This window comes from Natronincola ferrireducens, assembly GCF_900100845.1.
In the GTDB taxonomy this organism is placed as follows: Bacteria; Bacillota; Clostridia; order Peptostreptococcales; family Natronincolaceae; genus Natronincola_B; species Natronincola_B ferrireducens.
Genome location: NZ_FNFP01000001.1, coordinates 33,241 through 54,616 on the forward strand (window position 1 = coordinate 33,241; position 21,376 = coordinate 54,616).

19 protein-coding genes and 1 other annotated feature are annotated in these 21,376 nt (G+C 38.2%); of the genes, 14 read left to right on the forward strand and 5 right to left on the reverse strand.

What is annotated here, in order from left to right:
- Nucleotides 1–8: 8 nt before the first annotated feature.
- Nucleotides 9–1,457: a nicotinate phosphoribosyltransferase gene (locus tag BLS22_RS00195; protein WP_090548600.1), complete on the reverse strand. Its 1,449-nt coding sequence runs from the start codon at nucleotides 1,455–1,457 to the stop codon at nucleotides 9–11.
- 184 nt (nucleotides 1,458–1,641) lie between these two features.
- On the opposite strand from BLS22_RS00195, the gene BLS22_RS00200 reads away from it, so the two are divergent.
- The 10 genes from BLS22_RS00200 to BLS22_RS00245 all read left to right on the forward strand — a co-directional run bounded on the left by BLS22_RS00200 (nucleotide 1,642) and on the right by BLS22_RS00245 (nucleotide 13,240).
- Nucleotides 1,642–2,217, forward strand: coding sequence for a nucleoside recognition domain-containing protein (locus BLS22_RS00200; protein ID WP_090548603.1), 576 nt, complete (start codon nucleotides 1,642–1,644; stop codon nucleotides 2,215–2,217).
- Entirely contained in the window at nucleotides 2,214–2,744 is a 531-nt protein-coding gene (locus tag BLS22_RS00205) for a spore maturation protein (protein WP_090548605.1), read from the forward strand. The genes BLS22_RS00200 and BLS22_RS00205 overlap by 4 nt, the downstream gene beginning before the upstream one ends.
- Nucleotides 2,745–2,929: 185 nt before the next feature.
- Nucleotides 2,930–3,182, forward strand: a binding site (T-box leader).
- 80 nt (nucleotides 3,183–3,262) lie between these two features.
- Nucleotides 3,263–5,233: a methionine--tRNA ligase gene (gene metG / locus BLS22_RS00210; protein ID WP_090548608.1), complete on the forward strand. Its 1,971-nt coding sequence runs from the start codon at nucleotides 3,263–3,265 to the stop codon at nucleotides 5,231–5,233.
- A gap of 135 nt (nucleotides 5,234–5,368) precedes the next feature.
- On the forward strand, nucleotides 5,369–6,136 hold the full coding sequence (locus BLS22_RS00215) for a TatD family hydrolase (RefSeq protein ID WP_090548611.1): 768 nt from the start codon (nucleotides 5,369–5,371) through the stop codon (nucleotides 6,134–6,136).
- A gap of 162 nt (nucleotides 6,137–6,298) precedes the next feature.
- Nucleotides 6,299–7,666: an S-layer homology domain-containing protein gene (locus tag BLS22_RS00220; RefSeq protein ID WP_090548613.1), complete on the forward strand. Its 1,368-nt coding sequence runs from the start codon at nucleotides 6,299–6,301 to the stop codon at nucleotides 7,664–7,666.
- A 528-nt stretch (nucleotides 7,667–8,194) separates the two neighbouring features.
- Nucleotides 8,195–9,238 (forward strand): 3D domain-containing protein, encoded by a 1,044-nt coding sequence (locus BLS22_RS15455; protein ID WP_090548615.1) that lies wholly within the window; start codon nucleotides 8,195–8,197, stop codon nucleotides 9,236–9,238.
- A 60-nt stretch (nucleotides 9,239–9,298) separates the two neighbouring features.
- On the forward strand, nucleotides 9,299–9,835 hold the full coding sequence (gene rnmV, locus BLS22_RS00230) for a ribonuclease M5 (RefSeq protein WP_090548617.1): 537 nt from the start codon (nucleotides 9,299–9,301) through the stop codon (nucleotides 9,833–9,835).
- A 13-nt stretch (nucleotides 9,836–9,848) separates the two neighbouring features.
- The gene (rsmA, locus tag BLS22_RS00235; protein WP_090551460.1) at nucleotides 9,849–10,712 is read left to right on the forward strand and encodes a 16S rRNA (adenine(1518)-N(6)/adenine(1519)-N(6))-dimethyltransferase RsmA; all 864 of its coding nucleotides are present in this window, start codon (nucleotides 9,849–9,851) and stop codon (nucleotides 10,710–10,712) included.
- Nucleotides 10,713–10,810: 98 nt separating this feature from the next.
- Nucleotides 10,811–12,100 (forward strand): cell envelope integrity TolA family protein, encoded by a 1,290-nt coding sequence (locus tag BLS22_RS00240; RefSeq protein ID WP_090548619.1) that lies wholly within the window; start codon nucleotides 10,811–10,813, stop codon nucleotides 12,098–12,100.
- Nucleotides 12,101–12,235: 135 nt separating this feature from the next.
- On the forward strand, nucleotides 12,236–13,240 hold the full coding sequence (locus tag BLS22_RS00245) for a sodium:calcium antiporter (protein ID WP_090548622.1): 1,005 nt from the start codon (nucleotides 12,236–12,238) through the stop codon (nucleotides 13,238–13,240).
- Nucleotides 13,241–13,335: 95 nt separating this feature from the next.
- Here BLS22_RS00245 and BLS22_RS00250 read toward each other — a convergent pair whose 3' ends face one another.
- The 3 genes from BLS22_RS00250 to BLS22_RS00260 all read right to left on the reverse strand — a co-directional run bounded on the left by BLS22_RS00250 (nucleotide 13,336) and on the right by BLS22_RS00260 (nucleotide 14,640).
- Nucleotides 13,336–13,791, reverse strand: coding sequence for a rhodanese-like domain-containing protein (locus BLS22_RS00250; RefSeq protein WP_090548625.1), 456 nt, complete (start codon nucleotides 13,789–13,791; stop codon nucleotides 13,336–13,338).
- A 70-nt stretch (nucleotides 13,792–13,861) separates the two neighbouring features.
- The gene (locus BLS22_RS00255) at nucleotides 13,862–14,314 is read right to left on the reverse strand and encodes a sporulation membrane protein YtrI (RefSeq protein WP_090548627.1); all 453 of its coding nucleotides are present in this window, start codon (nucleotides 14,312–14,314) and stop codon (nucleotides 13,862–13,864) included.
- Entirely contained in the window at nucleotides 14,311–14,640 is a 330-nt protein-coding gene (locus BLS22_RS00260) for a YtrH family sporulation protein (RefSeq protein ID WP_090548630.1), read from the reverse strand. Before BLS22_RS00260 ends, BLS22_RS00255 begins: the two co-directional genes overlap by 4 nt.
- Before the next feature lie 112 nt (nucleotides 14,641–14,752).
- Between BLS22_RS00260 and BLS22_RS00265 the strand changes: the two genes are divergently transcribed.
- On the forward strand, nucleotides 14,753–15,145 hold the full coding sequence (locus BLS22_RS00265; RefSeq protein WP_090548632.1) for a hypothetical protein: 393 nt from the start codon (nucleotides 14,753–14,755) through the stop codon (nucleotides 15,143–15,145).
- A 113-nt stretch (nucleotides 15,146–15,258) separates the two neighbouring features.
- On the opposite strand, the gene BLS22_RS00270 is transcribed toward BLS22_RS00265, so the two are convergent.
- On the reverse strand, nucleotides 15,259–16,491 hold the full coding sequence (locus tag BLS22_RS00270) for an NAD(P)-dependent oxidoreductase (RefSeq protein ID WP_090548635.1): 1,233 nt from the start codon (nucleotides 16,489–16,491) through the stop codon (nucleotides 15,259–15,261).
- A 357-nt stretch (nucleotides 16,492–16,848) separates the two neighbouring features.
- Here BLS22_RS00270 and BLS22_RS00275 point away from each other — a divergent pair, with 357 nt between their 5' ends.
- The 3 genes from BLS22_RS00275 to BLS22_RS00285 all read left to right on the forward strand — a co-directional run bounded on the left by BLS22_RS00275 (nucleotide 16,849) and on the right by BLS22_RS00285 (nucleotide 21,360).
- Entirely contained in the window at nucleotides 16,849–18,402 is a 1,554-nt protein-coding gene (locus BLS22_RS00275) for an AbgT family transporter (protein WP_090548638.1), read from the forward strand.
- Between the two features lie 229 nt (nucleotides 18,403–18,631).
- Nucleotides 18,632–19,744, forward strand: a complete 1,113-nt coding sequence (locus BLS22_RS00280; protein ID WP_090548641.1) for a M20/M25/M40 family metallo-hydrolase — start codon at nucleotides 18,632–18,634, stop codon at nucleotides 19,742–19,744.
- 152 nt (nucleotides 19,745–19,896) lie between these two features.
- On the forward strand, nucleotides 19,897–21,360 hold the full coding sequence (locus BLS22_RS00285) for an aminotransferase class I/II-fold pyridoxal phosphate-dependent enzyme (RefSeq protein WP_090548642.1): 1,464 nt from the start codon (nucleotides 19,897–19,899) through the stop codon (nucleotides 21,358–21,360).
- Nucleotides 21,361–21,376 lie beyond the last annotated feature (16 nt).

Sequence of the window (21,376 nt, forward strand, 5' to 3'; positions counted from 1 at the left end):
AGAGGATCCTACAGAGATCCTCTTTTTTGACTTTCTTTATAGGTGTTTACCATAGAATGCTTTAAATCCCATAGCTTCTTAGAAAGATCCACCTTATAAAGCTGGGGACGATCTAAGCGTTTATACTCTGGCCAAAGGCTATTTAGTTCCTCAGCAGCATACTTTTTTATTTCTGTAACGGTTTTTCGAGGATACACCAGCTCTCCATCTACATAAAGAGGTATTAGCATTTCTCGAATACGATAATTGGTAAAGGTCTTGGTCTTCCATGTATAGATAGGATGAAAAATCGTCAAAGGGCTGTTGGTATCAATGGTCTCCTCCTCCAGCATCACCAAGTCTGCTTGAGCCTTGCCGTTATCACCATCATAAATCCTTACAACCTTTTTATATCCCGGATTTGTAATTTTATCGGGATTTTCTGATATTTTAATTTTAGGAATCAACTGATCATCCTTTTCTATGGCCGACAGCTTATAAACTCCACCCAAAGCAGGGCAATTACTGGAGGTAATAAGATTGGTTCCCACTCCCCAGCCATTAACAGCAGACTTTTGCATTTTCAAGCTATGAATAGTTTCCTCATCTAAATCACTGGAGGCAATAATACTTACATGGGGAAACCCAGCAGCATCCAACATTTTACGGGCCTCCTTAGAAAGATAAGCAATGTCTCCGGAGTCAATACGAATTCCCTTAGCCTCATAACCCTTTTCTCTTAATTCATTAAATACAGTAATAGCATTAGGCACACCACTTTTTAAGGTATCATAGGTATCCACCAAGAGAAGGCATGTATCAGGATAACTATTGGCATAGGCCCTAAAGGCATCTAATTCTGTATCAAAGGCTTGAATCCAGCTATGGGCTTGAGTACCTACTACTGGAATATCAAATCTTCTTCCTGCTAGAACATTTGAGGTGGAGGAACAACCACCAATGACAGCAGCTCGAGCCCCATAAATCCCAGCATCGGGACCCTGTGCCCTCCTTAAACCAAATTCAAAAACAGGTTCACCCTCGGTTACTTCGCAAATTCTAGAGGCCTTGGTGGCAATAAGGGATTGAAAGTTAATGATATTTAAAAGAGCCGTTTCTATTAACTGAGCTTCAAAGGCAGGTGCCTTCACCCTTAAAACCGGTTCGCCAGGGAACATAACAGAACCCTCTGGGACGGAATAAATAGTTCCAGAAAACTTAAAGTTCTTCAAAGCATTTAAAAACTCTTCTTCAAAGTCTAGACCCCTTAAATAATTTAAGTCCTCTTCTGTAAATTGAAGATTTTCGATATAATCGATTGCCTGTTCTATGCCAGTAATAATCGTATAGCTGCTACCCCCTGGATTTCTTCTAAAAAACAAGTCAAAAACCATGATATTGTTATGAAGGTTATGCTTTAAATAACCATTCATCATGGTTAACTGATAGAAATCTGTTAACAAAGCAAGGTTTCTCATAATATTCCCGTCCTCATCTAAGTTATATTTACTATTAGCATCATCCACTTACAAATAATTATAACAGATTTTTGTCAAGAAATGAAAATATTTAAAAAATTTTATAGGGAGGAAGAAAGACATATGGGAAAAGCCCCCTATCATATCATGTAACGAATGAAAAAAACAGGAAAAGAGGGTTTTTATGGGGTTAATATGGTTTGGGATGATGATTTTAGGTATGCTGGTGGCAGTGATAACGGGAAAAACAGCAATTATCAATGAAGTAATTTTACAGGATGCCCAAGAGGCAGTGGTCTTTGCCATTGGTCTTACAGGAATTATGGCGGTGTGGCTAGGACTAATGAACATTGCAAAAAAATCAGGACTTATCAACAGCTTTGCCCTCCTTATGAGACCTGTTACCAGAATATTGTTTCCCTCTATACCTCCTAATCACCCCGCCATTAGCAGTATCATGATGAACATGGTAGCCAATATGTTTGGGGCAGGGAATTCCGCCACTGCCTTAGGTATTAAAGCAATGGAGGAACTCCAGACCCTAAATAGAAATAGAAGGACCGCTACCAATGCCATGTGTATGTTGTTGGTCATAAATATGTCTTCTATACAACTAATCCCTCTAGCAGTATTGAAATTAAGGGCTGATGCAGGATCTCAAGTGCCTACAGAGATTATTGCCTCCGCCATGATGGCCACTGGTATATCTACGATGGTAGGTATAATTGTCTGTAAAGTATTGGAGGGGAGAGAAGGATGATTAAAATATTAACATTTTTATCTGTAGCCACCATCCCTATGATGATTACCATTATATTAGTCCATGGTCTCATAAAAAAAGTAAATGTATATGATGCTTTTGTGGAGGGGGCTGGTGAGGGCTTTAAAACCGCTGTAAAAATTATGCCCTATTTGATTGCTATTTTTCTGGCCATTGGTTTGATGAGGAAATCTGGAGCTATGGATTTCATTATTCAAGCTATGACAGTTCCTATGACCTATATAGGGATTCCACCAGAGGTGTTGCCCCTAGTAGTCATGCGTCCTATATCTGGAAGCGGATCTCTTGCTGTTTTACAGGATATTCTTACCTACTATGGACCAGATACCTTTGTGGGGAGGGTGGCCTCCACCATGATGGGTTCAGCAGAAACCATTTTTTATACAATGGCTGTCTACTTTGGGGCTGTAGGGATAAAACATTCCCGACACACTGTTCCAGCCGCTCTTATATCCCATTTTGCTGCTGTCATTGCTTCGGTGTTTATATGTAACAGACTCTTTTAAAGATTTTATCAAGAATCTATTGACAGCTACTGTATAATTTTATATATTTATGTATAAAATAAGATAAAAAAAGATATAGACATGGAAAGATAGATATTGATAAAAAAGATTAAGGGACTGCCTTTACATAATATGAATTACCAGTTTATTGATGGCAGAAACCCCAGTTGATACATAATTATAGAGGATAGGTAATGATGGGAAGAGTAGGATTAGCGATTTAGAAGCAGAGAGCCGGGACAGGTGAAAGCCGGTACTAAAGAACTAAACTGAAGATGGCCCCTGAACCTTATGGCTGAGGTGAATATACATTGAACTAAGGCTATGACGGGATTGCAGCCGTTATACTGCAGAGTGATGAAAAGTCACTTACTGAGGTTATTGCTGTAAAGTAGTAATAAACTAGGGTGGTACCACGAATCTATCTTCGTCCCTATACTTTTAAAGTATAGGGCATTTATATTTTTTGAAAAAATTTACCCTATTGAACCATACTAACAAAAAAGGAGAGGTTAAACATGAGTAAAGGAACCTATTATTTAACAACACCTATTTACTATCCCAGTGCCAAGCTTCATATAGGCCATACCTATACCACCGTAGCTGCTGATGCTCTGGCAAGATTCAAACGCTTTACAGGCTACGATGTACAGTTTTTAACAGGAACAGATGAGCATGGTGAAAAGATTCAAAAAGCTGCTGAAGGAAAGGGTATGAGCCCTAAGGCCTACGTAGACGAAATTGTAGATGACATTAAAAAAATATGGAAAAGCATGGACATATCCTATGACACCTTTATTAGGACAACCGATGAACAGCATGTAAAAAGTGTTCAGGGAATTTTTCAAAAGCTTTATGACAAGGGTGATATCTATAAAAGTGAATATGAAGGATGGTACTGTACCCCCTGTGAATCCTTTTGGACAGAGACCCAGCTAAAGGATGGGAATCTTTGTCCCGATTGTAACAGACCAGCTGAACTGGCAAAGGAGGAAGCCTATTTCTTTAGACTCTCTAAATATCAGGACAGATTAATCAAATATTTTGAAGAACATCCTGAAATTTGTTTACCAGAGTCCAGGAAAAATGAAATGATCAATAACTTTCTTAAGCCAGGCTTAGAAGATTTAGCTGTATCTAGAACCAGCTTTGACTGGGGCATTCCAGTACCCTTTGATGAAAAGCACGTTATTTATGTATGGATCGATGCTCTATCCAATTATATCACAGCCCTAGGCTACGGCTCCGATAACAAAGAAAGATATGAAAAGTATTGGCCCGCCAATGTTCATATTATGGCTAAAGAAATTATTAGGTTTCACACCATTATTTGGCCAGCCATGCTAATGGCTCTAGAGGAACCACTACCTCAAATGGTTTATGGTCATGGTTGGATTATGTTTGGTGATGACAAAATGTCAAAATCAAAAGGAAATATCGTTTATCCAGAGCCTCTGATAGAGAGGTACGGCCTTGATGCTTTAAAATACTTCCTATTAAGAGAATTTACCTTTGGCTATGATGGTACCTATACCAATAGGGCTTTTGTAAGCCGATTTAATGCTGACCTATCTAACGATCTAGGAAACCTTGTAAGCAGAAGTATTACCATGATCGAAAAATATAACGATGGCATCATTCCAGAGGGGAATATGGCTGGGGAATTTGATGAAGACCTAAAACAAGTAGCTACCTCAGCTGCTGAAAAAGTGGAGAAAGCCATAGATGGCCTTCAATTCCATGAAGGACTAGAAGAAATTTGGAAGGTAATCCGAAGAGTAAACAAATACATTGATGAAACCACCCCTTGGATTCTGGCAAAGGATGAAGCCAGTAAGCCAAGGTTGGATACAGTTCTTTATAATCTAGCCGACAGTATCCGCATTATCTCTGTTTTATTGAAGCCTTTTATGGAAGCAACTACAAAGAAAATATGGCTTCAATTAGGTATAGGTGAAGGTCAAGACACCTCTTGGGAAGCAGCCTCTCAATTTGGAAAAACCCCTGCTGGAACAAAGGTTGTCAAGGGGGAGGTTTTATTCCCAAGATTAGATATAGAAAAGGAAATCGAGGAGCTAGAAAACATAAATAAAGCCTATTTCCAAAAAATAAATGGTATTAAAGAAGAAAAAGAAGTAGAAGAGATGGTAGAAATAGAAGCCAAGGAAGAAATCACCATTGATGATTTTAGCAAGCTGGAGCTAAGGGCAGCCAAGGTACTTAAGGCAGAAAAACATCCAAAGGCGGATCGTCTATTGGTACTACAGCTACAGGTGGGCAACGAAACAAGACAGGTGGTTTCAGGGATAGCAGAGCACTATAAACCAAAGGATATGATAGGCAAGTCAGTTATTTTAGTGGCTAACCTAAAGCCCGTAAAGCTAAGGGGAGTAGAATCCAGAGGCATGATTTTAGCTGGATCCCATGATGGCCTCTTATCCTTAGCCACCCTAGACAAGGATATGCCGGCTGGAACACTAATAAGCTAAGCTGATAAAATAACTAATTATATTTAATGGTGTGCGGTAAATTTTCAGTTAGACAATTTTTAAGGCCAAGGTAGAGGTTGAGGTTAAGAAAAAGCTCCACCTTCCCCTCTCCTCAGCCTTGATAGGAGGATTATTATGGTTTTTGATTCCCATGCCCATCTGGATGATAGTAGATTTGATAAAGATAGAGATCAGATCATTAAAAGTGCCAAAGAAAATGGTGTGGAATATATTTTAAATCCAGGGGCAGATCTCAACACCTCTATTAAAGCAGTGAATCTAGCAGAAAAATATGATATGATTTATGCTGCTGTAGGGGTCCATCCCCATGATGTAAAGGATATGGATGAAAACACCTTAACCATCATAAAGTCCTTGACTAACAAGGAAAAGGTTGTGGCCATAGGGGAGATAGGCCTGGACTTCCACTACGACCATTCCCCCAGAGAGGATCAAAGGAAGTGGTTTAGACGACAGATAGAATTGGCAAAGGAAGTAAAGCTGCCCATCATCGTCCATGATAGAGAAGCCCACCAAGAGGTTTTTGATATCCTACAGGAGTATAATGCAGGTGAATTAGGATGTGTGATGCATTGCTATTCTGGCAATGTAGAGCTGGCCAAGGAATACATAAAAAGGGGGATATACATCTCTCTAGCAGGACCTATAACCTTTAAAAATGCAAAGAAAACCTATGAAGTAGCTCGGGAAATTCCCCTAGAATGGCTGCTGATAGAGACGGACTCTCCCTATCTAGCACCGGTTCCCCATCGAGGAAAACGAAATGAGCCCACCTATGTTAGGCATGTGGCGGGCACCATTGCTGAGGCAAAGGGTATCTCCTTTGAAAAGGTGGCACAACAAACCAACGAAAACACCCGAAAGCTGTTCAATATAAAGTAGCCAGAAAATTTCTGGCTACTTTATATTTTGGAAGCATGGAACTAGGGACACATTGATAAATATAGAAAATATTGGTATAATATTATGGTAATATTATTAATAAATAGAAATATATAGTAAAATAACACTATATAAAAAATTAATCAAAGGAGTGTAGCATTTATGAAGAAATCCCAAATAGCCATAGTATTAAGTATCATACTAATTTTTTCTATGACCATGACAGCTATGGCAGATATCAGTGCCACAGATGTAACCCGTGTAGAATTTGTTAAAGTATTGTTGGAGTTAGGCAATATTGATGTAAACAAAGCCTCAACTTCTTCCTTTACGGATGTAACCAATCCCCAGGATATTCCTTATGTAGAAACCGCCGTTCAAAGAGGAATTGCTTCTGGTTATCGAGATCATTTTTATCCCAATGACATCGTAACAAAGGAACAGGCAATAGCTATGGTGATAAAAAGCTTTGGAGAATTAGATGTGGCAGAAAAGGTAACACCAGAGATGATGAAAAAACATCTGGCCTTTAAAGACGGAGAATTCATCTCCAGTTGGGCAAAGCCCTACGTTACCTATGGTGTGATGAAGGGAATCATAGACGGTGATAAGGAGGTCTATAGCCCCAAAAGCTCTTTGAATCTTGAAGAGTTAAAGGAATTGATGAGAAAGGCAAAGCCTGTCTTTACAAGGGAAGGTATGACCGCCAGTGAAATGCTTGAAAAGGTTACGGAAAAGATAGAGAAATTTGACACCATGAAATATACCTTGAATATGGATATGAAATCCCATGTAATTGATAGGGTAGAAGGCCAAGAGGTTTTTATGACCATGGATATTATCCTAGAGGGGGCCATCGATCAAAAAAATGACCAGATTCATTTAGTAACGACTACAACAACTAAAGCAGGAGAAGAGGTAGTAGAGGCTGTTGTAGAAATGATTATGACAGAGGATATGATGTATATGAAGTTTCCTGAGACTGAGCAATGGATGGCAATAAACATCGATCCCCTTATGAAGGAACTAGAGGCAATGCTGGGAACTAGTATGGATAAAAATACCGGTATATCTCAACAACAAATGGAGCTATTTGGTATGAGGGCATCCTATCTACCAGAAGAAAAGATTGATGGGGAAGACTATTATGTTGTGGCCATCACTGTAGATCAAAAGGCCTATAGGGCAGCTATGGATGAAATTCTAAAAAACACAATGGATCTTATGGTAGAAATGATGGGGGTTGGAGAAGTGGCCCTAGAGGAAAAGGCAGAGATGGAGGAAGCTATTAAATTAATGCTTCATGAAATGCTGACTGCAATGGAAATGGAGGTTGAGTACAAATACTATATTCACCAAGAAACAAAGCTGATGGATAAAATGGAGGTAGATCAGGCTATCCATATGAAGGCCGGCACTGTAGAAAACCACAGCGTAAGCAAGGGTGTATTTAGATATTATGACTTCAATGAACCAGTAAATATCCCCACCATCAATCCAGAGGATCTCATGGCAGATCAAATCCTTTAAATGTCCCCTCTGTTAGGTTAGATACTATTGCTAATTTCAAAGTATAGGCTTTGTTAATGATAAATGCTGATATTTTAGAAAATAGGAAAAGAATGGCTACATTGATAATTAAGGTATAGCCATTCTTTTTTATGTCCTACAGAGAAGATTAGGGGCAACAAAATGATGGATGACCATGTTTTTCATTATTCCTATTATTTCCCGGGAAAATGACAACATATTACAAAACAATAGAAGGTTATTAACAAACACAGACAAGTTTAAGAAATTTTTAAAGGCTTCTGGCATATAATGAAAACAGAGAAAGGAATAAAAATATTATTTTTAGGAAATAATGAAAATGTTGAAAAAAATTCAACAATATCCATTAAATGGATAAAATGTTGACAAACCAAAGACATTGGCTTAAAATTAAAAAGACTTATTCCCTAGGTAAACAGTTAACAAAAGGCATCCAAGGTTAACTGTTAGGAAAAAACTGTATTGTGGCTTTTACTAGGACAATACAAAAAAATAGGAGGAATATGTATGGAAACTTTTAATAGCAGTAAGGATTTTTTGAGGGGAATCAACAAAAAAGTCTTTATTGCTGTCTTGTCTGTAGCCATATTGATGACGACCTTTAGTGCCATGGCTATTAGAAAAGATGTAGTACTTGTCTGTGATGGAAACGAGATAAACATAACCACCTTTGGTGGAACAGTAGAAAGCCTATTAAACAAGCAGGGTATAGAAATTGGTGAAGAAGATAAGGTTATTCCTGAACTTCATGAAAGGGTTACCGACGGTGATAGAATCGTTATTCACAGGGCCTTTGAGATTCAGTTGGTTGATGGCAATGAAGAAACAACCATTGTTACATCAAGAAAGACAGTGGAGGAAGCACTGAACTCCCTATATATAGAATTAGGACAAATGGATAAGGTCCAACCAGACCTGCAATCAACCTTGGAACCTGGGGATACCATAAGAATAACTAGAATTTTAAAAGAAACTATTACAGAAAATCAAGAAATCCCCTACCAAACAACGATAAAATATAATGATGATTTAGACTATGGAAAAACCACAAGAATCCAAGAAGGTCGCTCCGGCGTGAAGGAAATCTTGCTGGAGGTTACTTACGAAGACGGTTTAGAGGTGTCTAGGGAAGTCATAGAAGAAAAAATAATCCAGGAAGCCACTAATGAAATCGTTGAAAAAGGAACATCTAGATATTTGGTAACTACAAGGGGGGATAGTAGAAGATATAAGGATGTCATCGTTATGGAGGCATCAGCCTATACTGCTGGCTATGAAAGTACAGGAAAAACCCCTGGAGACCCCTACTATGGTATAACTCGGAGTGGAACAAAGGTAAGACCTGGAGTTGTGGCTGTAGACCCTAGGGTTATACCCCTGGGAACCAAATTATATATAGAATCTATGGATAGAACACCAAGCTATGGTATAGCCAGTGCAGAGGATACAGGTGGTGCCATTAGAGGGAATAAAATTGACCTGTTTTTTGAAAGTCGTGAAGATGCCTTGCGTTTTGGAAGAAGGAAAGTAAAAGTATATATTTTGGATTAAGTCGTAGATAGCGGAGAATACTTTCTCCGCTAAATTTCATCATAAAGGGAGAATCAAAGGGTGATTAAGGAAATTATTGTGGTAGAAGGAAAAGATGACGTGGCAGCTATAAAAAGAGCAGTTGATGCAGAACTGATTACAACAGGAGGTTTTGCTTTGCCCCCTGGGGTAATGGAACGAATAAAAAGAGCAGCGGAAAAAAGAGGAGTCATTATTTTTACAGATCCTGATTTTGCAGGAGAAAAAATTAGAAAGACCATTGCAGCACAGGTTCCCAATTGTAAGCATGCTTTTCTCCCTAGAGAAAAAGCCATGAAGAACGGTGACATTGGCATTGAAAATGCCTCACCAGAAAACATTTTAATTGCATTAAAAAATGCCCGTAGTCAGACAATAGAAAAAAGGCAGGAGTTTACCCAGAGGGACTTAATCATAAATCAATTAATTGGAAGTGAACAAGCAGCTGTAAGACGGGACCATTTAGGAAAGCTACTAGGTATAGGCTATGGTAATGCAAAACAATTTTTAAACCGAATAAACAATTATGGTATCACACGGGAGGAATGGCAAAAGGCGTTAAAAATTTTAGGAAGGTAGAGGGATGATACATATGGATAAAATTGCAACACCTAAAAAAACAAAGGAAATTGTTCAACAATATCAATTTAAGTTTTCTAAAAGCCTAGGCCAAAATTTTTTGATAGATGAAAATATATTAAACAAAATTGTTGAAGGCGCCGATATTACAAAGGAAGACTATGTGATAGAAGTGGGCCCTGGCATTGGAAGCCTAACACAATATATTGCTGAGAGGGCTAAAGCTTTAACAGCTATTGAAATAGATAAAAGCCTTATACCTATTTTACAAAACACTCTACAGGGTTACGACAATGTAGAGGTTATCCATGAGGATGTTTTAAAAGTAGATATAAAGGAACTTATAAAGGAAAAATTCCATGGAGCCAAGGTCAAGGTGATAGGCAATCTCCCCTATTACGTTACAACCCCTATCATTATGAGGTTTTTAGAGGAAAAAGTCCCCATGACCTCCATGACCATTATGATACAGCAGGAGGTAGCCCAACGGATGGAGGCAAAGCCCTCCACCAAGGATTATGGGGCCCTTTCTGTTGCGGTTCAATATTATTGCAATCCCAAAATACTATTGAAGGTACCACCCTCCGTATTTATACCTCAACCGAAGGTGGATTCCACGGTTATACGTTTAGATGTCCTAGATAAACCTAAGGTCCATGTAGAGAAGGAAAAGTTATTTTTTGCTACGGTGAAGGACGCTTTTGGAAAAAGGCGAAAAACCCTACTCAATGCTTTGAGTACAGGGAGTTTAGGCTTTGATAAGGACTTAGTCCGGCAGGCATTAGGGGCTGCTGGAATTGATGAAAAAAGACGAGGAGAAACCTTAACAATAGAAGAATTTGCAACCCTGGCCAACGAATTTGCAGCAAGGCTATAAAATATAAAAGGTTGAAGATTGAAAATAATCGTTAACCTTCAATTACTGGCAACTATTCCTCCCCTTTTACATATATTAATAGAAAGGTGTAAATTTCTATGAATATTGTAAAGGGGGGTCAGACGGTGAAAAGAAGATATAGAAGATATTTTGTCATATTAGAAGAAGAAGATAAGGGCTACAGCATATCAAAATCACAAGGAACAAAGGGATATGGCAAAATTGAAGTAAGGAACGACAACGGTACACTGTCTTTATATTGCCAGAACTTAAAAAAATTAGATGAAAAAAAGGAGAGCTATCGCCTATACCTTATCAATACAACAGATAACTTAGATCCTGTTATTGTAGATATCGGACCTATTAGGATAGACACCAATGGAAAAGGTGAAGTTTTATGGGAATTTTATGCAGAAAATGTAAAGGGATTAAAAAAGACAATAGAGGATTTTGACACCTTGGCGGTGGTAGTAGAAAACTTCCAAGAATCCCAAAGGGTTATAGCACCTTTGGCGGGTTATATACATAAGGAAAAGGTGAATTGGAGACCAATTCTTCAGAAAAAAGTTTATGGTTCCAGCAGAAATGAGGCGGAAAACACCTTTGAAAAACCACAGGTAAAGCCTGAACAAAAGTCAGAACCAAAACAACAATCAGAACCAAAACAACAATCAGAACCAGCATCAAAGCCAAAGGAAAAGCCGATTCAGAAGGCTCCATCACAACCTTTAGAAAAACCAACAGAAGAAGTCAAAAAAGAAGAGCTTAAAATAAAAGAGTCTGAAGAACAAAAAGGAGCCCCAAAGGAAGCTATAAAAGTCCAAGAACAAACAAATAAACCTAAAAGCACTTATAGCTTTGAAAAGGACTGGGATACTGTAGAAAACAAGAAGGAAGTCCAACCACTGCAAAAGTATGTGGAAAGTACCCTTAAGATCTTTCCAAGGGTAGAACCCTTTGATAACAATTTAAAGAACTATCAGTGGTGGCAAATCCAATATAATGCCCAGACCATTTATAGAAGCTATATGCCATTTATCTCTCATATTGAAATAATGGTAAATCCCTATTATTATCATTACCCCTATCATTACGGATCTGAATATCAAAAACAGCTTTATGGATATCAACATCATATTTTCGGTATTGCCTATGATGAAGAGAAAAAAGCTAAATATTATGTATATGGTATTCCTGGAAAAAACAACAAAGGGGAGCAGCCCTATAGAGGGAATACAGGTTTTGTTTACTGGCATCCATCCCATTACCTACAATTTAAGCAAGAGGGATTTGGATATTGGCTGATGCATATCGATGCCAACACAGGCAAGGTGGTAGAACCCTTAAAATCAACAGAGGCTTCATCGAGAGCAGATGATCCAATCTAAATATTGATTGTTTATACACGGGGAAATAAATGTAGCGGAGCCTATACTCCGCTACGTAACAGTTTTCGTTTGATTACATAGCATTAGGTTTTTTGGAAAATCTAAGGAATAGAAGGAAAGAGAGAGGGATACAAATTGCTTAACACCTACTTATTATTTATTTTAAGTGCTGCTATGGTCATTATTTCTGGCACCAAGCTTTCAGAATATGGAGATGTTATCGCCTCCAAAACCAAGCTGGGACATAGTTTGGTTGGTGGGATATTGATTGCCGCTGCCACCTCCCTGCCAGAATTGGTAACAAGTGTTACCTCCGCATTCATTGATGCTCCTAATATTGCCATAGGTAATGTTTACGGTAGTAACACCTTCAATATTATGATTCTAGCCTTAATAGATGTTTTACATGGACAAGGACCACTACTAGTAAAGGTCAAGATGAATCATATATTGGCTGGGATGCTGGGGGTTCTTTTATCTGCCATTGGAGCACTGGCTATTTTGATTAGTCAAATAGGAGGACTAGATCCTCAAATAGGCTGGGTTAGTATTAGTAGCTTTATTATTTTTGCCATCTATGTTTATGGTTCTATCCTCATCGTTCGATATGAAAACAAAAGGACTAAGGTGGAGGCCCCAGAAAATATAGAAACAGTAGACAATAATAGTATTACCCTTACAAGGGCCATCATTGGGTTTGGATTGGCCTGTACCATTATTATTTGGGCAGGGATGACCCTCTCTCAACTAGGAGATACTATTGCATTGGAAACGGGATTGGGACATACCTTTGTAGGAACCCTATTAATAGCTGCCACCACCTCTTTACCAGAACTGGTGACTTCTATAGCGGCCATTAAAATCGGAGCCTATGATATGGCAGTTGGTAATGTTTTTGGAAGCAATATTTTTAACATGCTCATTATTGTTTTAACCGACATTGCCTATTATAGAGGGTCTATCTTTACTGTTGCCCATATAGACCATACCATAACCGCCATGGCAGGGATTGTCCTAAGTTGTATTGCTGTCATCGGTCTTTTTTACCGCTCCAGTAGAACCTTCTTTACTGTAGGGTGGGATTCAGTATTTATATTGACATTTTACCTTTTATCTATTTACTTAATTTTTGTCCTTTAAAAAAAGCATAGGACCTAAAAGTGGGATTTAGTGTCGATTACTTTTACAGAACCCAAACAACAGCGGGCTCCAAAATTTCTGCAGCCCGCTACCCATCAATCATAATCAATAACCGACTTTGTAATTTCATAGGGCCACTTTTTGTACCCCCCTACTAAGGTATAAACCCTAGGATAACCAGATTCTGCTAAAAACCTAGAAGCTTTTTTACTGTTTTTCCCATTATCACAATAAACCAAATAAATATTTCCCTCATCCAGTTCTGTCCTTCGAGCCTTTAATTCCTTTAAAGGAAGAAGAAAGGCATTTTCTAAATGCCCTTTGTTATATTCCTTTTCGTTTCTTACATCTAGGATCACCACATGGGGATTGTCATCCATTAGATCCTTGGCTTCTTTAGGTAACAGGTTATTATAGGTATACTTTATGGTAGAGTAGTTACTTACCGCCTTATCTCGGGTAAAAATCCAAAACAACAAACCAACAATAAGTATAACAATTAAAGCTAAGACGATATAAAGATTTCTTTTTTTAACGACAAAAATATGCATTGTTTCACCCCTTATCAAATTTCAATGTCTACTATTAATATATTTGTCAACCCCCTTCTTTAGTACACTATTACAACTTTTCTATCATTTGTGCCTTTACAGAAATTCTAATCTCCTCACTGATGATGATATATTGCACCCTTAACCTAACCTGACGATTTTCAATCTCAAAAATTCTACCCTCTAAAATCTTATAAATCATTTCTCCATCTACACGCCATAGCTCTCTACCAACTAAATCAGCCATATAAAAATGAATGTTTTTTTGAATTTCATCCTTTAGCAGTAAATTCCCCTCAAATTCCACATCAACGATTAAGTTCTTTACAATAGAGGCCTTGTTACTCTGAATGCTTTCATTCAACCGCTCCAGCTTAAGCTCTTTGTCCAACAGCTGATTGGTTAATTGATTTTGAACACGGTACAGTCGATCTAAGGTGTGGAGATGAAAAAGATTCATCACAGTCAACCCCAAAATAAAACCAATGGCGAAAACAGCCGTTAAGGTCAATCGCTTTTTCATAGCTTTCCACTACCTTCTAAATAGTAAATAAGCTTATAGGCAATATGAGCCCCCAGTAAAGCACTTAATACATAGATTAACTGCTTCACTAAGCTACGGATTTCTCCATTAAAAATACCCGTCTCCAGAACCTTAAAGGAGGGGAAGGTACCCCCTAAGGCCACAACGATTGCCCATATTTTAATCCTTTCACAGAGCTCTACCATGGTTTTTAAAGGGGGTTGACCATTTAAAGTGGCAGCTACTCCACCTAGCAGGCATCCCCCCAATAATACCCCTAAAGAAATAAAAAAGTTATAAACTACATTTTGATAAAAGGTAAGCATTTAGTCACCTCCAGTTATTTAGCATAGATTCTATCTTTAATTATATGATTGGGGGTACCACAATTTTCATAAATTGCATAATATATATCGAAAAAAGAAAGGAGGAAGAAAAATGTATCACAATCCTAGTCACTATCCTTACCCCCAATACCCTTACCATGGTATCCCCGATAGATATATGGATTATTATGATCATAGAGGTTATCTGATAGATATGTATCCAGATATCTATAAAAGGGTTTATCCAAGGGTAGAGGAAGTATGTAGAAGACATGATGTCTATACCAACCCTAGAATGTATCCTCAAGTAGACCCAACATTTATTGATGTAATGGTAGATGAAGTTTATGGCATGTGTACCACCAGTGAAGCCAGTGCTGAGCAATGGGGAGCAAGAGGACCCTTAAGGGACTTAATCACCATCCTTATCATTAGACAACTGTTAGCTGGACGTCGTAGAAGACCTTTCTACGGCTACCCAGGAGGAATTGACTTCTTTTACTAAATAGCAAAAAGTGGCGGAGATTTTTCTCCGCCACTTTTAGGTGTTGTTCCTTCAATATAAAAGAACTTTTATACAAATTAATAAGGATATTAAATAAATCCCTAGCACCTACTTTATCTATTGTTATATTGATTATAAATATATTCTTCGATCCTATCACAAACCAGCTTAGCATGATGAACTGCTTCAACCACGGTTTTTGCACCGGTAACTACATCTCCAGAAGCAAATACACCTTTTCGAGTAGTCATACCTTCCCCATTGATAACAAGGAGACCCCTTTCATCCACCTTTATTCCTGTGGTATGGGATACAATATTACTTCTAGGCCCCTGACTGGCGGCAATAATGGTGGAATCCATATCTATTGTAAACCTAGAATCCTTTATGGGAAGGATCTTATCCCCTATTATTTCATTCCTTACACAGATGATTTTATCCTCCATAATTTCTATAGGACTGGCTAAAAATTCAAACCTCACACCATCAATTTTAGCCAGCTCCACCTCGGAACCAAGGGCAGGTAAGCTATCTTCATCTCGTCTATATAAGATAGTCACTTCCTTAGAACCTTTACGAATGGCGGTTCTAGCTACATCCATTGCTGTATTCCCGCCCCCCACAACAACAACCCTATTACCTAGAGAGAAAACATCGGGATTTTTTAAAAAAGAAACAGCATAATGAACATTTCCTAGACTTTCTCCTTTTATATTCAGGGTATTGGGATTCCACACACCAGTAGCAATAAACACAGCATCATAACCATCTCGAAATAACGTATCGATAGTAATAATAGGACCAATTAAAGTGTTGGGTCTAATTTTAACCCCCATACTTTTTAGGTTTTCACTAAAGATATCTAGAATTCTATTGGGCAACCTAAATTTAGGAATACCATAGCGTAAAAATCCACCAATTTTATCCTGCGCTTCAAAAAGGGTGATGTTATAACCCTTTTTTCCCAAAACAAAAGCGGTGGTTAATCCAGCTGGACCAGAACCAATGATAGCAATTTTACCTACTTTTTTTTCAATGGTATAGACTTTAGGAATACTTAAATAATAGTCTGATATATAATTCTCTATTCTACTAATGTTGATGGGTTTCCCCTTTTTACCTAGGATACAGCCCCCTTCACACTGATCCTCATGGGGACAGACAATGGAACAAATAATGGACAAAGGGTTGTTTTCAAAAAGATCTTCTCCGGCTTTTTCAATATTTCCATTTAAAAGATTTTGGATAAATTCAGGAATATTGGTGGCTATAGGACAGTGCCTTGTACACTGGGGATTTTTGCAGTTTAAACATCGTTTAGCTTCATCGATAATATGTTTTGACATAAACATCACTCCTGCTTTAAGAAATTTAATATTAATTTTATAACAATTATAGAGGAAGAACAAGAAAAAAACATAAATATTCAGAAGAGTTAAATGTTTAACGAATAATGTAACTGGAAAGCAGGCTGCAAAGGGAAAAATTAAAAATGAACATATTCCAAAAATTACATAAAAGCATTAGTAAACAATAAAACAAAGAAGTTATAAGGAGTACATATTCTTATCTGAAAAATCACAGGATTTACAATATTTTTTAATTATTAAAAACGTTTGACAAATCTACAAATTGTAATATATACTGGCAATACAACATTTATACATTCTTTTATACACTATTCATCGTAAGGAGGACAAATAATGAGTATAAAAACTACAAGTGTAAAAAAACGCGGACTTTTTAATAAGTTTTTAGACATGGTTGAAGTAGTAGGAAACACACTACCCCATCCAGTTACTCTATTTGCTATTTTCAGTTTAGCTGTAATTATTATTTCAGCGATAGCTGAGTCAGCCGGAATAAAAGTAGAATTCGAAAGAATTATTATTGGAAGCGGCGAAACTGAGATGGCAACTGTTGAAGCTGTCAGTCTGTTAACAGTAGATGGTATTAGAAGAATTTTCTCCAATGCCGTCACCAACTTTACAAGCTTTGCTCCATTAGGAACAGTGCTTGTGGCCATGTTAGGGGTTGGGGTTGCTGAAGGTACAGGACTAGTACAAGCAGGTCTAAGAAAACTAGTTTTAAGTACACCTCAAAAACTAATTACAGCGGTAGTTGTTTTTGCTGGTGTTATGTCAAACGTAGCGTCTGATGCAGGCTACGTTGTGTTGGTTCCATTGGGGGCATTGATCTTTTTAAGCTTTGGCAGACATCCATTGGCGGGTTTAGCAGCTGCCTTCGCCGGAGTATCCGGTGGTTTCAGTGCCAACCTAATAGTTGGTACCCTTGATCCATTACTGGGTGGTATGTCTGAACAAGCAGCACAAATGTACATGCCGGGCTATGAGGTACAACCAACAGCTAACCTTTACTTTATGATTGCTTCCACATTCTTGATTACAATTATAGGTACCATTGTAACAGAGAAAATTGTTGAGCCAAGATTAGGTAAATATACAGGTAATAAAGTAGCCGACATTCAAGGTGTAAGTAAAGAGGAATCTAGAGGACTACTATTTGCTGGTATTGCCTTCATAGTATTTGTAATAGGTCTGTTGATCATGACAGTTCCTCAAAATGCTATTTTAAGAGCTGAAGATGGAAAATTATTGGCTGGTTCAGCCTTTATGGCGGGATTGGTTCCAATTATTGCTTTATTTTTCATGATACCTGGTATTGCCTATGGTATCGGAGCCGGAACAGTGAAAAATGATAAGGATATCGCTGGCTTCATGGGTAAAGCCATGTCAACAATGGGTGGATATTTAGTACTTGCCTTTGTTGCAGCCCAATTCGTAAGTTACTTTACCTGGACAAACCTAGGAACAATTTTAGCGGTTAAAGGTGCAAATTTCCTACAGTCAACAGGTATGACAGGCATTCCAATGTTAATAGGTTTCATCTTTGTATCAGGATTTATCAACCTATTTATCGGAAGTGCTTCAGCTAAGTGGGCTATTATGGCACCAGTGTTTGTACCAATGTTAATGGCTATTGGTTATTCCCCAGAGTTTACACAATTAGCCTACAGAATTGGTGATTCTACAACCAACATTATTACACCACTTATGTCATATTTTGCGGTAATCGTAGCCTTTGCTCAAAAATATGACAAAGAAACAGGGATCGGTACAATCATTTCCACAATGGTACCCTACTCCCTATTATTCATGGTAGGTTGGATTCTATTATTCGTTCTATGGTTTGTATTAGGATTACCATTGGGACCTGGAGCTAATATATTAATGTAATAATAAAAGTAATAACAAAAGTAATAATAAAATGTATTATTAGAGATAAGAAAAACTTCTTCATCTCTTATTGAAGAAGCGGAAAGTATATTTTCCGCTTCTTTGCTTTTACCCATAATTAATCTTTATGATATAATTATAGGGGTCTTAACAAATACTACATAATAAAACATCATAGAATAAGAAGTATAGCATTAACTTTATTTTAACAGTGGGAAGGGGAAAGATTATGGCAAATCAAGAACGTTTAGTACAGGAATTTTTACAATTAGTAAAAATCGATAGTCATTCTGGCAAGGAAGGAAAGATTGCTTTAATTCTAAAGGAAAAGCTGGAGGCTTTAGGTTTAGAAGTTTTTATAGACAATGCTGGAGAAACTGTGGGAGGAGAAACAGGCAATGTCATTGGAAAGCTAAGGGGAATAGGGAATGGTCCCACCATTTTATTTAGCTGTCATATGGACACCGTAAAACCAGGAGAAGGGGTAAAGCCAATTATTAAAGACGACGCTATTTATAGCGATGGCACTACTATACTAGGTGGAGATAATAAGGCCGGTATTGCTGCAGTACTAGAGGGCATTCGTAGTATAAAGGAAAATAACATCCCCCACAGTGATATAGAGGTTGTCTTCAGTATTTGGGAAGAAGGTGGGTTAGTTGGAGCCAAAAACCTTGATTACAGCAAGCTAAATGCCCAATACGGTTTTGTGCTGGACAGCGGTGGATCTCCAGGGGAAATCATTACGGTAGGTCCTGCTCAAGACAAGGTAAATGCTAAAATAACTGGAAAACCAGCCCATGCTGGAGTAGCTCCAGAGGAAGGTGTCAGTGCCATTATGATCGCCGCTAGAGCTATCGACAACATGAAGCTATTAAGAATAGATAAAGAAACTACCGCCAATATCGGTGTGATAACTGGGGGAGAAGCCACCAATATTGTAACACCTCTAGTGGAAATTAAAGCCGAAGCTCGAAGTCTTTCAGAGGACAAGTTGGATATCCAAACCGCCCATATGGTGGCTGCCTTTGAAAAGGCAGCAGCTGATTTTGGTGGCAAGGTAGAAATGGATGTGGAAAGGATGTATCCTCCCTTTAAAATAGAGGAAGGGGAAGAAATCATAGCAAAGGCAAAGGAAGCCTTTAAAGCCATTGGCATCGAAGGCTATACTGCTGCCACTGGTGGGGGGAGTGACACCAACATTTTAAATGGCAATGGTATTAAAGCTGTGAATCTAGGGATAGGAGAAAAAAAGGCCCATACTTTAGAGGAACATATATACATTAAGGATTTAGTAGACAGTGCTAGAGTAGTGGCAGAGATTATTAAGATTTTCGCATAAAAAACCAAATGACCCAAAAACCAGATGATCTAGTGGATCTTTTATTGGGTGTTGGGTACCTTCACAAAATACAATAAAAAAACAAAGGGACAGGGGACGAACCTGTCCCTTTGTTTTTTCCACAAAAGATGCAAACAAGAGAGGGGAGATTTATGACAAATTTCAATCAAAATCAAACACCAATATTTACAGGATTAAGGGAATACCATAAAAGAGGTATTATCCCATTTGATGTTCCAGGCCATAAGCACGGTAAGGGGTTAAAAGAATTTACAGAATATGTAGGCAAGACAATAATGGAAATAGACGTAAATTCTATGAAGTGCTTAGATAATATCTGTAACCCCATTGGCGTCATTAAAGAGGCAGAAATCTTAGCGGCTGAAGCCTTCCATGCTGATCACGGGTATTTTTTAGTCAATGGAACAACCTCAGGAATTCAAACCATGATCATGAGTGCCTGCAGACCAGGAGAGAAGATTATTCTCCCTAGAAATGCCCATAAGTCTGCCATATCAGGGATTATATTGAGTGGCACCCTTCCTATTTATATACAGCCACAAATCAATGAAAAACTAGGGATTGCCATGGGTATTACCTTAGAAGACTTGGAAAAAACCATAGCTAGGCATCCTGATGCCAAGGCGGTTATGGTGATGAACCCAACCTATTATGGTGCCACCTCCAACCTAAAAGAAATAGTACTACTGGCCCGTCGCCATGGGATGGCAGTGTTGGTAGATGAAGCCCATGGGGCCCACCTAAGGTTCCATGAAGCTTTTCCTATTAGTGGAATGGAGGCGGGGGCAGATATGAGCGCCGTCAGCACCCATAAAACCGGAGGATCTCTGACCCAAAGCTCCCTTTTATTACTGAGGGAGGGTATGATAGATTCTGCCATCGTTAAGAAAAATTTGAACCTTATGCAAACCACCAGTGCCTCCTATTTATTAATGGCAAGCATTGATGTTGCCCGTAAGCAATTGGCTATGGAAGGACGAGCTATGCTAGAAAAGCTTTTGAAGCTCAGTAGGGAGGCTAGAAGGAAAATCAATGAAGTAGAAGGTTTATATGCCTTTGGGAAAGAGCTAATTGGCTCACCAGGGGTTCATCATTTTGATGAAAGCAAATTAGGGGTTTGTGTTGCAGGCTTAGGCATGACGGGCTATGAAGCCTACGATCTATTGAGGGATCAATACAATATTCAGGTGGAGTTAGGGGATTATCACAACGTTTTAGCCATCCTCAGTGTAGGAGATACGGCGCTTCAGCTAGAAGCCCTGGTAGAAGCCCTGAAGGATATAGCAACTAAATATAGAAAAGAAAAAGTTGTTAAAATTAAAAGTGGTGTCTTAAAAAATCCTGAGGTTGTTATATCTCCAAGGGATGCCTATTATAGCAATAAAAAGATTATAAAACTGGAGGATGCTGATGGAGAAATTAGTGGAGAAGCCATCATGGCTTATCCCCCTGGAATACCCATTATTGCTCCAGGGGAACGAATCACTCAGGAGATGATAGACTATATTTTTATGTTAAAGGAAGAAGGGAGCCTACTACAGGGAACCGATGATCCCTATATAAATTTTGTGAGGGTTTTAGGCCAGAAGTTTTAGCTTTTGTAGGGGTAAA

What these genes read in the sequence shown, in the direction of transcription:
- BLS22_RS00200 (WP_090548603.1), top strand. Translation starts at nt 1,642, where the DNA reads ATGGGGTTAATATGGTTTGGGATGATGATTTTAGGTATGCTGGTGGCA.
- BLS22_RS00255 (WP_090548627.1), bottom strand. Translation starts at nt 14,314, where the DNA reads ATGAAAAAGCGATTGACCTTAACGGCTGTTTTCGCCATTGGTTTTATT.
- metG (WP_090548608.1), top strand. Translation starts at nt 3,263, where the DNA reads ATGAGTAAAGGAACCTATTATTTAACAACACCTATTTACTATCCCAGT.
- rsmA (WP_090551460.1), top strand. Translation starts at nt 9,849, where the DNA reads ATGGATAAAATTGCAACACCTAAAAAAACAAAGGAAATTGTTCAACAA.
- BLS22_RS15455 (WP_090548615.1), top strand. Translation starts at nt 8,195, where the DNA reads ATGGAAACTTTTAATAGCAGTAAGGATTTTTTGAGGGGAATCAACAAA.
- BLS22_RS00195 (WP_090548600.1), bottom strand. Translation starts at nt 1,457, where the DNA reads ATGAGAAACCTTGCTTTGTTAACAGATTTCTATCAGTTAACCATGATG.
- BLS22_RS00215 (WP_090548611.1), top strand. Translation starts at nt 5,369, where the DNA reads ATGGTTTTTGATTCCCATGCCCATCTGGATGATAGTAGATTTGATAAA.
- BLS22_RS00265 (WP_090548632.1), top strand. Translation starts at nt 14,753, where the DNA reads ATGTATCACAATCCTAGTCACTATCCTTACCCCCAATACCCTTACCAT.
- BLS22_RS00270 (WP_090548635.1), bottom strand. Translation starts at nt 16,491, where the DNA reads ATGTCAAAACATATTATCGATGAAGCTAAACGATGTTTAAACTGCAAA.
- BLS22_RS00285 (WP_090548642.1), top strand. Translation starts at nt 19,897, where the DNA reads ATGACAAATTTCAATCAAAATCAAACACCAATATTTACAGGATTAAGG.
- BLS22_RS00205 (WP_090548605.1), top strand. Translation starts at nt 2,214, where the DNA reads ATGATTAAAATATTAACATTTTTATCTGTAGCCACCATCCCTATGATG.
- BLS22_RS00280 (WP_090548641.1), top strand. Translation starts at nt 18,632, where the DNA reads ATGGCAAATCAAGAACGTTTAGTACAGGAATTTTTACAATTAGTAAAA.
- BLS22_RS00260 (WP_090548630.1), bottom strand. Translation starts at nt 14,640, where the DNA reads ATGCTTACCTTTTATCAAAATGTAGTTTATAACTTTTTTATTTCTTTA.
- BLS22_RS00220 (WP_090548613.1), top strand. Translation starts at nt 6,299, where the DNA reads ATGAAGAAATCCCAAATAGCCATAGTATTAAGTATCATACTAATTTTT.
- BLS22_RS00240 (WP_090548619.1), top strand. Translation starts at nt 10,811, where the DNA reads ATGAATATTGTAAAGGGGGGTCAGACGGTGAAAAGAAGATATAGAAGA.
- BLS22_RS00275 (WP_090548638.1), top strand. Translation starts at nt 16,849, where the DNA reads ATGAGTATAAAAACTACAAGTGTAAAAAAACGCGGACTTTTTAATAAG.
- BLS22_RS00250 (WP_090548625.1), bottom strand. Translation starts at nt 13,791, where the DNA reads ATGCATATTTTTGTCGTTAAAAAAAGAAATCTTTATATCGTCTTAGCT.